This window comes from Streptomyces goshikiensis (assembly GCF_014650555.1).
GTDB lineage: Bacteria > Actinomycetota > Actinomycetes > Streptomycetales > Streptomycetaceae > Streptomyces > Streptomyces goshikiensis.
Genome location: NZ_BMVE01000005.1, coordinates 181,805 through 193,888, shown reverse-complemented (window position 1 = coordinate 193,888; position 12,084 = coordinate 181,805). Strand labels below are relative to the sequence as shown.

Annotated in this window: 10 protein-coding genes and 1 tRNA gene; 6 read left to right on the top strand and 5 right to left on the bottom strand. The window is 68.9% G+C overall.

From position 1 onward, the window contains the following. Nucleotides 1-68 precede the first annotated feature (68 nt). The 3 genes from IE248_RS17140 to IE248_RS17130 all read left to right on the top strand — a co-directional run bounded on the left by IE248_RS17140 (nucleotide 69) and on the right by IE248_RS17130 (nucleotide 4,218). A complete protein-coding gene (locus IE248_RS17140; protein ID WP_190031098.1) occupies nucleotides 69-1,475 on the top strand; it encodes a pyridoxal phosphate-dependent decarboxylase family protein in 1,407 nt (468 codons plus the stop codon). After that, nucleotides 1,472-2,881, top strand: a complete 1,410-nt coding sequence (locus IE248_RS17135) for a lysine N(6)-hydroxylase/L-ornithine N(5)-oxygenase family protein (protein ID WP_037797400.1) — start codon at nucleotides 1,472-1,474, stop codon at nucleotides 2,879-2,881. The genes IE248_RS17140 and IE248_RS17135 overlap by 4 nt, the downstream gene beginning before the upstream one ends. Before the next feature lie 176 nt (nucleotides 2,882-3,057). Further along, complete coding sequence (locus IE248_RS17130) at nucleotides 3,058-4,218, top strand: ALF repeat-containing protein (protein WP_190031097.1); 1,161 nt, start codon at nucleotides 3,058-3,060, stop codon at nucleotides 4,216-4,218. Between the two features lie 62 nt (nucleotides 4,219-4,280). Here IE248_RS17130 and IE248_RS17125 read toward each other — a convergent pair whose 3' ends face one another. Next, nucleotides 4,281-6,071: a bifunctional metallophosphatase/5'-nucleotidase gene (locus IE248_RS17125; protein WP_073798917.1), complete on the bottom strand. Its 1,791-nt coding sequence runs from the start codon at nucleotides 6,069-6,071 to the stop codon at nucleotides 4,281-4,283. Between the two features lie 129 nt (nucleotides 6,072-6,200). Here IE248_RS17125 and IE248_RS17120 point away from each other — a divergent pair, with 129 nt between their 5' ends. Further along, nucleotides 6,201-6,902 carry an SIMPL domain-containing protein gene (locus tag IE248_RS17120; RefSeq protein WP_008744046.1) on the top strand — a complete coding sequence of 234 codons (702 nt, stop codon included), beginning with the start codon at nucleotides 6,201-6,203 and terminating at the stop codon, nucleotides 6,900-6,902. 146 nt (nucleotides 6,903-7,048) lie between these two features. Continuing rightward, a complete protein-coding gene (pyk, locus tag IE248_RS17115) occupies nucleotides 7,049-8,476 on the top strand; it encodes a pyruvate kinase (RefSeq protein ID WP_100583427.1) in 1,428 nt (475 codons plus the stop codon). A 60-nt stretch (nucleotides 8,477-8,536) separates the two neighbouring features. Here pyk and IE248_RS17110 read toward each other — a convergent pair whose 3' ends face one another. Beyond that, the gene (locus IE248_RS17110) at nucleotides 8,537-9,286 is read right to left on the bottom strand and encodes a helix-turn-helix domain-containing protein (protein WP_190031096.1); all 750 of its coding nucleotides are present in this window, start codon (nucleotides 9,284-9,286) and stop codon (nucleotides 8,537-8,539) included. A gap of 109 nt (nucleotides 9,287-9,395) precedes the next feature. Next, nucleotides 9,396-9,470: transfer RNA gene (locus IE248_RS17105), tRNA-Leu, on the bottom strand. A gap of 98 nt (nucleotides 9,471-9,568) precedes the next feature. On the opposite strand from IE248_RS17105, the gene IE248_RS17100 reads away from it, so the two are divergent. Then, nucleotides 9,569-10,222, top strand: coding sequence for an ANTAR domain-containing response regulator (locus IE248_RS17100; RefSeq protein ID WP_008744043.1), 654 nt, complete (start codon nucleotides 9,569-9,571; stop codon nucleotides 10,220-10,222). 68 nt (nucleotides 10,223-10,290) lie between these two features. On the opposite strand, the gene IE248_RS17095 is transcribed toward IE248_RS17100, so the two are convergent. Next, the gene (locus tag IE248_RS17095) at nucleotides 10,291-11,007 is read right to left on the bottom strand and encodes an ABC transporter ATP-binding protein (RefSeq protein ID WP_008744042.1); all 717 of its coding nucleotides are present in this window, start codon (nucleotides 11,005-11,007) and stop codon (nucleotides 10,291-10,293) included. After that, complete coding sequence (locus tag IE248_RS17090; RefSeq protein ID WP_190031209.1) at nucleotides 11,004-12,080, bottom strand: ABC transporter ATP-binding protein; 1,077 nt, start codon at nucleotides 12,078-12,080, stop codon at nucleotides 11,004-11,006. Before IE248_RS17090 ends, IE248_RS17095 begins: the two co-directional genes overlap by 4 nt. Nucleotides 12,081-12,084: the final 4 nt, after the last annotated feature.

Here is a 12,084-nt window from a genome sequence, read left to right as displayed (position 1 = left end):
CGTACGGAACCGCACCGGCCGTCGGACACCCGCACGGCACCGCCGCCACGCACCCGCGAGGACCCCGCATGAACGCGCCCCCCGGTACCCCCGGTACCCCCGCCCCGCTGCCCCCGCTCGCCGGAGGCCCCGGCGGCGCCGACGCGCTGCGGCCCCTCCTCGACACCGTCCTCGACGCACTCCGCACCGGTACCGCCGCCCGCCGCGGCCCCCTGCCCGCCGGCGGCCCCGACGCCGTCGCCGCCCGCGTCACCGCCGCGCTGGGCGACGTACTGCCCGAACACGGAACCGGCGACCACGAGGCGCTCCGGACCCTCGTACACACCCTCGCCGCCGGCGCCGCGGACCCCGCCGACCCCCTCTGCGCCGCCCACCTGCACTGCCCGCCCCTCGCCGTCGCGGCCGCCGCCGACCTCGCCGTCAGCGCCCTCAACCCCTCCCTCGACTCCTGGGACCAGGCCCCCGCCGCCTCCGCCATCGAGGCACTCCTCACCCGCACCCTCGCCACCGAGCTCTACGGCACCCCCCACGCCGACGCCCTCGTCACCACCGGCGGCACCGAAGCCAACCAGCTCGCCGTGCTCCTCGCCCGCGAACGCCACGGCCCCCGCCTCACCGTCCTGCACGGCGCCAACGCCCACCACTCCGTCCCCCGCGCCGCCTGGCTCCTCGGCCTGCCCCCCGCCCAATCCCTCCCCACCCCCACCGGCACCCTCGACCCCGCCCGCCTCGACGAGGCCCTCGCCCGCACCCCCCGCCCCGTCCTCGTCACCGCCACCGCCGGAACCACCGACGCCGGACTCATCGACCCCCTCGACGCCATCGCCGACCTCTGCGACCACCACCGCGCCGAACTCCACATCGACGCCGCCTACGGCGGCCTCCTCACCCTCAGCCCCCGCCACCGCCACAAGCTCCAGGGCCTGCACCGCGCCCACTCCATCACCCTCGACCTGCACAAACTCGGCTGGCAACCCGTCGCCGCAGGCCTGATCGCCGTACCCGACACCGCCCTGCTCGCCCCCCTCGCCCACCAGGCCGACTACCTCAACGCCACCGACGACACCGAAGCCGGCCTCCCCGACCTCCTCGGCCGCTCCCTGCGCACCACCCGCCGCCCCGACGCCCTCAAAATCGCCGCCACCCTCCGCTCCCTCGGCCGCGACGGCCTCGCCCGCCTCATCGACCACACCTGCGCCGCCGCCCACCACCTCGCCGAACTCCTCGACGCCCACCCCCGCTTCGAACTCCACTCGGCCCCCACCCTCACCACCGTCCTCTTCCGCCCCACCCCCACGGACGACGACCAGCTCGCCACCCTGCGCCGCACCCTCCTCCTCGACGGCAGCGCCGTACTCGGCCGCGCCACCGCCGACGGCCGCCTCTGGCTCAAAGCCACCCTCCTCAACCCCCACAGCACGGCCGGCGACCTGGACACCCTCGTCACCCTCCTGGAAGGCAGAACCCAGCCATGACCGCCCAACTCGACGCCCCCCAAGACCTCGTCGGAATCGGCATCGGCCCCTTCAACCTCTCCCTCGCCGCCCTCGCCCAGGGCCTGCCCCAACAAGGAGCCGGCGAACTCGCCACCGTCTTCTACGACCAGCGCCGCGACTTCCGCTGGCACCCCGGACTCCTCATCGAAGGCGCCACCCTCCAAGTCCCCTTCCTCGCCGACCTCGTCACCCTCGCCGACCCCGCCAGCCCCTGGAGCTTCCTCAACTACCTCAAGCACAAGGAACGGCTCTTCCCCTTCTACTTCGCCGAGCAGTTCCACATCCAGCGCGCCGAATACGACGCCTACTGCCGCTGGGTCGCCGGCCGCCTCCCCGGACTCCACTTCGGCCACCAGGTCGACGCCGTCCGCTGGAACCCCGAACGCGACCTCTTCGAAGTCGACTACACCCAACTCGACACCGACGGCGAAGCCGAAGCCCTCGGCCGCACCTACACCCGCAACCTCGCCCTCGGCATCGGCACCGCCCCCCACATCCCCGAACCCCTGCGCCCCCTCGCCGAAGCCCCCACCGTCCCCGTCATCCACTCCGCCGAATACCTCGACAACCGCGCACGCGTCCTCGGCGCCGAACACGTCACCATCATCGGATCCGGCCAGTCGGGCGCCGAGATCTTCCTCGACCTGCTCCGCACCCGCCCCCTCGGCCGCGAACGCCTCACCTGGCTCGCCCGCACCCCCTCCTTCGCCCCCATGGAGTACTCCAAGCTCGGCCTCGAACACTTCACCCCCGACTACAGCCGGTACTTCCACTCCCTGCCCGAACCCGTCCGCAACCGGCTCGTCCCCGCCCAATGGCAACTCCACAAGGGCATCGACGCCGGCACCATCGCCGCCATCCACGAAGAGCTCTACCGCCGCACCCTCGAAGGCGGCTGGCCCGACACCGTCCTCACCCCCGGAGTCACCGTCCGCACCGCCGGCCGCGTCGCCACCACCAAAGTCGAACTCCACCTCGAACACACCGAACAGGGCACCCGCAGCCGCCTCACCACCGACGCCGTCATCCTCGCCACCGGCTACCGCGAACGCCCCCTCGGCCGCCTTCTCGCCGGACTCGACCCCTACCTGCGCAAGGACTCCGAGGGCCGCCCCCGCATCGACGACCGCTACCGCATGAACCTCGACCCCGCCGTCACCGGCAGCGTCTTCGTCCAGAACGGCGAACGCCACAGCCACGGCGTCGGCGCCCCCGACCTCGGCCTCGCCGCCTGGCGCAGCGCCGCCATCCTCAACACCCTCACCGGCAAAGACCCCTACCCCCAGCCCGCCCGCACCGCCTTCACCACCTTCGGCCTCGACCAGCGCGAACACACCCGCCCCCGCCCGGCAGGCGAACTCCGCCCCCTCGCCGACCACCCCTGAGAGGCCGCCGTACCGCCCACGAGGAAAAACGACACCCCACCCCTGAGCGCGCCGAGGCCGTCACAGGGGCGGGGCCCGCACCCCGTACAACCATCCCCACAAGTCGAACGTCCCTTCTAACGAAGAAACGTTTCCAGGGGGTTTTGTCTGTGAAGTTTTCCCGGATCGCCGCAGCGGTGACCACCGCTGCCCTGGCTCCGGCCGTCCTCATCGCGTCACCGGCGTTCGCCGCCGGCACCGACGCCCCGGCCCAAGGCAACCAGCCGGCACCGACCACGCCGGACCGCACCGCACCCGGCCAGGCCGACGAGGACCGCAAGACCATCCTCGCGATCATCAACCACCCGATGGCCAGCGAGTACATGACGGAAGCCGGCCACAAGGCCATCGCCGACGGCCCGCAGGCCATGCGCAAGTTCATCGAGACCGACCAGCACAGGATCCGCGTCGACGACTACCGCATCGTGCTCCTCCGGCTCCTCCCCGACGCGGGCCCCGGCCTCAAGAGGGGCATCAACGAGATCCTCGACAGCGCGACCAAAGCCGAACAGCTCCGCCACTTCTACGAGGTGACCCAGCACGAGCTGCGCGACGACGACAACAAGGTCGCCATCTCCCGCCTCATCGGCACCGGCGGCCCGGCCGTCAAGGAAGCCGCCAAGAAGGCACTCGAAAGCAGCCCCGCCGGCCGCGCCGAGTTCCTGAAGACCGGCCGCTACCGCGCCCAGGCCTCCGACGACCTCGTCGAACTGGCCCGCATCGACGAAGGCTGGGACGGCCCCGGCCTCAGCGAGGCGATCAGCAAACTCATGAACGGATCGCCCACCCCGGCCGAACTGCGCCACTTCCTCGAAGTGACCCAGTACCAACTGCGCGACCAGGACAACCGCGTCACCATCGCCCAGATCATCAGCGTCGGCGGCCCCGAAATCCTCAAGGCGGGCCGCGCCGCCCTCGCCGGCACCCCCGCCGACCGCACCGAGTTCCTCAAGACGGGCCAGCACGAGGCCCGCGCCAAGGACAAGGACCAGGCAGCCAAGGACCAGGCGGCCAAGGACAAGGAGAAGCCCGCCCCCGGCAAGGACGGCCAGGAGCAGGGCAACGGCACCGGAACGGGCACCGGAACCGGCGGCAAGACCACCGGCAGCGGTACCGGAACGGGCACCGGCACCGGCAACACCGCCGTCGCCGCCCAGGGCCACAACGGAACGCCCCTCGCCACCACCGGCGCCGGCGACAACACCACCCTGATCGCCGGCGGCGCGGGCACCGCGCTCATCGCCGGCGCCGGAGCACTGCTCGCCGCCCGGATGCGCCGCGCCGGCGCACGGAACTGACCGGACCCGCACCAACGAAGGGTGGCCGGCCGCCACACACCACGGCCGGCCACCCCCACCGCCTAGAACACCGCGACCCCGGCCCGCGTCAGACGCCAGTCCACCGAAGCGAACTGCGCCGGATCCACCGTCCCCTTCGCCTTCACCCAACCGATGATCGTGTTCCGGATCTCCTCCGAGTTCGACCACAACTGCTTGGCCTGCGCCACATGCGGGAAGTTGCCCCCACCCGACGCCCGGTAATTGTTCACCGCGAACACGAACCGCGCCGCCGGATCCACCGGCTTCCCCTGGAACGACAACCCCGTGATCCGCGACCCCACCGGCTGCGCGACATCAATGTCGTACACCAGCCCGTACACCGCGTCATAGTTGTAATCCGGAATGCTCTCCGCATTCGTCAGCTTCGCCGGATCCACCACATCACCCGGCGCCGTCCGCACGAAATACCGCGCCGAGAACTCCAGATAATCCTTCAGCTGCGCACCCGTCAGCAGCCGCGCCTCCAGCGTGTTCTCGAACGGATACAGCCCCGCCGCATCCTTGATCGTGACCTGCCCCGCCGGAATCGACGCCGTCCGCGAGAAACACGAAGCCTGCGACAGCACCGGCAGCGCCGCCCACTCCGTACCCGCCAGCGCCCCCTTCACCGTCTCCGCCTGCACATGGTTGATCAGATCGATGATCGCCACGTCCTTGACCGGACCCTCAGCCGAAGACATCGCCTGCGTCGACGTACCGATCACCTGGTTCACATACGCCACGACCTTGCGGTGCTCATCCGACAACAGCCGCGTGATCTTCGGATCCTCCGCCACCGCGTTCGAGTTCAGCACCTTCGCCGACACCTTCGCCACCGACCAGCAGCCCTTCGACCACGTCAGCTCGAAGTCGAACAGCGTAAGCCGCTGACCCCACTTCAGCGGCTCCGACAACACCACGTCCTTGCCGGTCGCCTTGTTCTTCACCCGGTACTCCGGGATCTCCGTATGCGCGTGCCCCACCAAAATCGCATCGATCCCCGGCACCTGCTCCGCCACCAGCCCCGCCGCGTTCTCCACGTACGGCAACTGGTCCCCGTAGCTCGACGTACCGCTCGAACCCGAATGCGCCGACACGATCACCACGTCCGCACCCAGCGCCCGCAGCCGCGGCACGTACTTCGCCGCCTGCTCCTCCAGACCCGGGAACGTCATCTTCCCCTGCACGTTCGCCTTGTCCCAGATCGCGATCCCCGGGTTCGTCAGCCCCAGCACCGCCACCTTCACATCCCGCCCGAACGGCGTCCGCAAGCAGTGCACGCTGTACGGAGGGAACGCCGGCCGCAGCGTCTTCGCATCCAGCGCGTTCGCCCCCAGCAGCGGGAAATCACACTGCTCCTCGAACTTCCGCAACACCGGAATGCCGTAGTTGAACTCGTGGTTCCCCAGCGCCGCCGCGTCATACCCGATCGCGTTCATCGCCTGCGCCATCGGGTGCACCGGACCCCGCCGCGCGGTGATCGGATCCACCTTCGCGTAGTAGTACGACAACTGCGTGCCCTGGATCGTGTCACCGGCATCGATCAGCAGCGTATTGCGCCGCCCCTTCTCCGCCCGCACCTGGTTCACCAGCGTCGAGATCTTCGCCAGACCGACGTCGTTGTGCGCCTTGTCGTCGAACTCCTTGTCCGTGAAATAGTCCCAGTTAAAGACATTCCCGTGCAGATCGGTCGTACCCATCACCGTGAACGAGTACGTCCGCGGCCGCGACTCCGAGTGCGCGGCAGCCGGGGAGCTCGTGGCCCCCGCCAACGCCACGGCCGCACCCGTCGCAGCCGTGGTCCCCAGAAAAGCCCTGCGGTCGAACGTCATGCCATCTCCCCTTTTGAGGCCTGAACAACGCGCGTAGATTCTGACCCACGAGTAACAAGCAGCAACACCCCCAACAGGTTTCGATCCGATGACCCCGACCCCCACAGACGGCAGTGCGACAGTGAAGACATGACTCAGGACGCAGCGCACCAGCCCTACGGAACCCCCGAAGTACCCCGCGTCGCAGTCCGCGGCGAAGCCCGGATCGAAGTCGACCCCGAGATCGCCCGCATCGGCATCAGCGTCAGCGCCCGCGGCACCGACCGCCGCACCGCCCTCGAAGACCTCACCCGCCGCAACAACTCCGTACTCGAACTCATCAAGAGCTACGGCGAACCCGTCGAAAAACTCGAAACCGGCTCCTTCTCCATCACCCCCGAACTCACCCGCCACGGCCGCGGCGAACGCATCCGCGCCTACCACGGACGAGTGCACATCACCGCCGAACTCAACGACTTCACCGCTCTGGGTGAACTCACCACCCGCCTCGCCGACCTCGAACTCACCCAGGTCGACGGCCCCTGGTGGGCCCTGCGCCCCACCTCACCCGCCCACGGCCAAGCCCGCCGCCAAGCCGTACTCGAAGCCGTCCAACGCGCCCGCGAATACGCCGAAGCCCTCGGCGCCCGCCTCGCCGCCCTCGTCGAACTCGCCGACCTCGGCGCCGAGAACGCCGCCCCCTTCGCCCAAGCCACCCCCGGCTCCATGCGCACCATGGCCTTCAGCACCTCCGAAGACGCCGGCGCCCCACCACTCGACCTCGAACCCCAACGCCAGACCGTCTACGCACAAGTCAACGCGCGGTTCACCATGACCCCTCCCGAGCTCTGAAACCCCCACGAATTCACACTCCGGGGGTGCTCATCAGAGCACCCCCATGCACATTCAACAATTGTCAACAACCTTTCGCCCAAAGGTCGTTGAGCCGACACCCTGAACCAATTTCCTACTGCCTGGTAGGGGCATACCCTCGCCCCATGCGCCGAGCGAAAATCGTATGTACCCTGGGCCCCGCCACCGACTCATACGACCAGATCAAAGCCCTGGTCGAAGCCGGAATGGACATCGCCCGCCTCAACCTCAGCCACGGCACCTACGCCGAACACGAGGAGCGCTACCAACGCGTGCGCAAGGCATCCGACGAAACCGGCCGCAGCGTCGGCATCCTCGCCGACCTTCAAGGCCCGAAGATCCGACTCGGCCGCTTCCACGAAGGCCCCGTACTCCTTGAACGCGGCGACGAGTTCACCATCACCACCGAAGACCACCAAGGCGACCGCCACACCTGCGGCACCACCTACCCCGGCCTCGCCGCCGACGTCACCCCCGGCGAACGCATCCTCGTCGACGACGGCCGCGTCACCCTCCAAGTCACCACCGTCGAAGGCCCCCACGTCCACACCACCGTCATCGAAGGCGGCATGGTCTCCGACCACAAGGGACTCAACCTCCCCGGAGTCGCCGTCTCCGTCCCCGCCCTCTCCGACAAGGACATCGAAGACCTCCGCTGGGCCCTGCGCACCGGCGCCGACGTCATCGCCCTCTCCTTCGTCCGCAGCGGCCGCGACATCGAAGACGTCCACCGCATCATGGACGAAGAAGGCCGACGCCTCCCCGTCATCGCCAAGATCGAAAAACCTCAGGCCGTCGAGAACATCGACGAAATCGTCGCCGCCTTCGACGGCATCATGGTCGCCCGCGGCGACCTCGGCGTCGAAATGCCCCTCGAACAAGTCCCCATCGTCCAAAAGCGAGCCGTCAAACTCGCCAAGCGCAACGCCAAACCCGTCATCGTCGCCACCCAGATGCTCGACTCGATGATCGACAACTCCCGCCCCACCCGAGCCGAAGCATCCGACGTCGCCAACGCCATCATCGACGGCACCGACGCCGTCATGCTCTCCGGCGAAACCAGCGTCGGCAAATACCCCGTCGAAACCGTCAAAACCATGTCCCGCATCGTCGAAGCCGCCGAAGAAGACATCCTCGCCAAGGGCCTCCCACCCCTCACCGACCGCAACAAACCCCGCACCCAAGGCGGAGCCGTCGCCCGCGCCGCCGCCGAAATGGGCGACTTCCTCGAAGCCAAATTCCTCGTCGCCTTCACCCAGAGCGGAGACACCGTCCGCCGGCTCTCCCGCTACCGCTCACCCATCCCCCTCCTCGCCTTCACCCCCGACCCCGCCACCCGCTCCCAGCTCAACCTCACCTGGGGCGTCGAAACCTTCCTCGGCCCCCACGTCGACTCCACCGACGCCATGGTCGCCCAAGTCGAAGAAGAACTCCTGCGCATCGGCCGCTGCGGACCCGGCGACATCGTCGTCATCACCGCCGGCTCACCCCCCGGCGTCACCGGCAAGACCAACCTCGTCCGCATCCACCACATCGGCGACCCCGTCCACTGACGCCCCCGGCACCACCCACCGCGTCGGGCCCCGCCCCGCCCGACGCGGCCACCCGGGGCCTCAGTACTTCGGCCCGATGTGCGCGTCCATCAGCGCGACCGAAGCCTTACGGGCGACGGACACGTTGAAGGGGTCCACACCGCGCGCGAGGACGGTCCACTCGACACCGACCTTGGTCAGCGTGTCCGTACAGAGGCGACGGATGTCATCGGACTTGTTGGTGAAGAAGTACCGCGGATACTCGTAGCGCTTCCCGTTGCGGACGGTCCAGTTGGTGATCCGACACCCGTCGGAATGGATCAGCCCCCGCAGGAACGCCCATGGGTGCGCGTCCACGATCTCCTGCTGCCACTCTTCGAGGACGATCCGCCGCTCGTGCTTCCTGCCGGGCCCGTGCTGCGGGAACAGGCAGGTCCAGTGCCGCCCGTAGCTGGTGACGGCCACGCAGCCCTGCTTCTGCAGCAGGTACACCTTGTCGTGAGGCCGTACGGCGGTGATCGCGGCGCGGCACTGTTCGATGAGGCCGGGCCAGGCGTCCGCGCAAGCGATCCGGAGGTGATGTCCACCCCGGGGGTGCGGACTGATGCAGCCGTCGCCGAGGTAGAGGCCCAGGAGGTACGCGTACGAGGGTCTGTCGGTGGGCGCCGCGCACGGTGCGGCCTGGTTGAGCAACCGGGGGAGGGGTTCCACCCGGGATCGCCATGCCCGGATGGCGGAGCGGGATATCCCGGTCTCCTTGCTGACGGAGTTCATGCTGCGCCCCTCGGCGAGCAAGTCCAGGGCGCGGGCGCGGGTGGCCAAGTCGTACATGCGCTCGACGCTGCCGTGTGGAATTCGCTCACGCGGTGCATTTCGGCGGACTTCGCTGGAAAGAGTGATGGTCACGCGATGAGCGCGTGACCATGGAATCGAAGCAAAGTGCCCCAGGTGGGATTCGAACCCACACTGTCCGCTGTTTGAGAGCGGCCTCTCTGACCAGTTGGAGTACTGGGGCCTAAGAAACAAAGGCTCAGGGGAGCCCTGCGGGACACCACCTTACAGGAGCTGGGTAGGCTCAGGGGAGCTGTAATGCCCCGCAACGAGGAGCCATCCGTGACCGCCGAGCATGAGTCGACGCCCACGCCCGACGCCGACCAGTCGCACGTTCCGCCGCTGACGACGCGGGTCGTCATCGCCGAGGACGAGGCGCTCATCCGTCTCGACCTCAAGGAGATGCTCGAAGAGGAGGGGTACTCCGTCGTCGGTGAGGCCGGAGACGGGCAGACGGCCGTCGAGCTGGCCCGGGAGCACCGCCCGGACCTGGTGATCCTGGACGTGAAGATGCCCGTCCTGGACGGGATCTCCGCCGCCGAGAAGATCGCGGAGGAGTCCATCGCCCCCGTGCTGATGCTGACCGCGTTCTCGCAGCGCGACCTGGTCGAGCGGGCGCGGGACGCCGGGGCCATGGCGTACCTGGTGAAGCCGTTCAGCAAGAGCGACGTGGTGCCGGCCATCGAGATGGCGGTGTCGCGGTTCGCGGAGCTGCGGGCGCTGGAGAAGGAGGTCGCGGACCTTTCCCTGCGGCTGGAGACGCGCAAGCTGGTGGACCGGGCGAAGAGCATTCTGCAGACGCAGTACGGGCTGACGGAGCCGGCGGCGTTCCGGTGGATCCAGAAGACGTCGATGGACCGGCGCATGTCGATGCAGCAGGTCGCGGAGGCGGTCATCGAGGACGCCGAGGAGAAGAAGAACGCCGCGAAGGGCTGAGTGGTCCTGGTGCAACGCGTGAGGCCCGCCACCGGGTTCCGGTGGCGGGCCTCACGCGTGGTGTGGGATCAGTCTTCGCCGAGGTAGGCCTTGCGGACGTCCTCGTTGTGGAGGAGGTCCTGGCCGGTGCCGGAGAGGACGATCTTGCCGATCTCCATGACGTGGGCCTGGTCGGCGAGGGAGAGCGCCGCCTGGGCGTTCTGCTCGACGAGCAGGATGGTGGTGCCCGTTGCCTTGAGTTCGGCGATGGTCGCCATGATCTTCTGCATCATGAGGGGGGAGAGGCCCATGGAGGGCTCGTCCAGCATGAGCAGCTTGGGGCGGGACATGAGCGCGCGGCCCATGGCGAGCATCTGCTGTTCGCCGCCCGAGAGGGTGCCGGCGGCCTGCTTGCGGCGTTCGCCCAGGATGGGGAACATCTCGTAGGCGCGCTGGACGTCCTTTTCGATGCCCTCTTTGTCGGTGCGCAGGAAGGCGCCGAGCTGGAGGTTTTCGGTGATCGTCAGCCGGGGGAAGATGTGGCGTCCCTCGGGGGAGTGGGCGAGGCCCAGGGAGACGATCTTGTGGGCGGGGACCTGCGTGAGGGGCTTGCCGTCGAAGGTGATGGTTCCGCCGGCGGGCTTGAGGAGCCCGGAGAGGGTGCGCAGGGTGGTGGTCTTGCCGGCGCCGTTGGTGCCGACGAGGCAGACGATTTCGCCTTCGTTGACTTCGAAGGAGATTCCCTTGACGGCTTCGATCTTGCCGTAGGCGACCTTGAGGTCTTCGACCTTGAGCAGTGCGGTCATTTGGCCTCTCCTTCCGTGCTGGTGGTGCTGGTGGTGCCGGTGCCGGGGGTGGTGTCGTCCGGCTCCGTGGTGGCTTCTGCGGCCGGGGTTTCCTCGGCCGTGTCGGCTTCGGTGGTCGCCGGCTCCGGCTCGGCCTCCGCTGCTGCGGGGGCGGTCTCCGGCTCGGCCTCGGCGGCGGCCTCGGCCTCGGTGGCGGCGGGCGCCGGCTCGGCTTCGGCGGCTTCGGCGGCGTTCTGCTCGGCGGCTTCGACGGCGGCGGCTTCCGCGGCGCCCGGGTCGCCCTCGAAGGGTTCGCCGAGGTAGGCGGCGATGACGCGCTCGTCGCCCTGGACTTCGGAGGCGGTGCCTTCGATGAGCTTCTCGCCCTGGACCAGGCAGGCGACGCGGTCGCAGAGGTTGAAGATGAACCGCATGTCGTGCTCGATGACGAGTACGGCGATGCCCATGTCGCGGATGGCGAAGATGAGCTCTTCGGCGGCGCGGGTTTCCTGCGGGTTCATGCCGGCGGTCGGCTCGTCCAGCAGGATGAGGCCGGGGTCGCTGGCGAGGGCGCGGGCGATTTCGAGCTTGCGCTGTTCGCCGTAGGGGAGGTTCTTGGCGAGGTGCTGTGCCTTGTTCTCCAGCCCGATGAACTGCAGGAGTTCCATGGCGCGCGCTTCGCTGGCGGCTTCGGCCTTCTTGAAGCCGGGGCCGCGCAGGAGGGCGGACCAGAGGCCTTCCTTGGTGCGGGTGTGGCGTCCGACGAGGACGTTCTCCAGCACGGTCATGTTGTGGAAGAGCCGGATGTTCTGGAAGGTGCGGGCGACGCCTGCTGCGGTGACCTTGTGGGGTGTGGGCGGCAGGACGGTGCCCTTGTAGCTGACGGTGCCCTCGGTGGGGACGTACAGCCCGGTGAGGCAGTTGAAGAAGGTGGTCTTGCCGGCGCCGTTGGGGCCGATGAGGCCGACGATCTCGCCGGCGTTGACCTTGAGGTCGACGCCCTTGACGGCGGTGAGGCCGCCGAAGCGCATGGTGACGCCGCTGGCTTCGAGGACGGTGGTCTTCGTCGTGGTGGTGGTGTCCGTGGTGGTCATGGTG

Bases quoted from the DNA above. Each gene is read 5' to 3' on its own strand.
- IE248_RS17140 (WP_190031098.1), top strand. From the start codon at position 69: ATGAACGCGCCCCCCGGTACCCCCGGTACCCCCGCCCCGCTGCCCCCG.
- IE248_RS17135 (WP_037797400.1), top strand. From the start codon at position 1,472: ATGACCGCCCAACTCGACGCCCCCCAAGACCTCGTCGGAATCGGCATC.
- IE248_RS17125 (WP_073798917.1), bottom strand. From the start codon at position 6,071: ATGACGTTCGACCGCAGGGCTTTTCTGGGGACCACGGCTGCGACGGGT.
- IE248_RS17120 (WP_008744046.1), top strand. From the start codon at position 6,201: ATGACTCAGGACGCAGCGCACCAGCCCTACGGAACCCCCGAAGTACCC.
- pyk (WP_100583427.1), top strand. From the start codon at position 7,049: ATGCGCCGAGCGAAAATCGTATGTACCCTGGGCCCCGCCACCGACTCA.
- IE248_RS17110 (WP_190031096.1), bottom strand. From the start codon at position 9,286: ATGTACGACTTGGCCACCCGCGCCCGCGCCCTGGACTTGCTCGCCGAG.
- IE248_RS17095 (WP_008744042.1), bottom strand. From the start codon at position 11,007: ATGACCGCACTGCTCAAGGTCGAAGACCTCAAGGTCGCCTACGGCAAG.
- IE248_RS17090 (WP_190031209.1), bottom strand. From the start codon at position 12,080: ATGACCACCACGGACACCACCACCACGACGAAGACCACCGTCCTCGAA.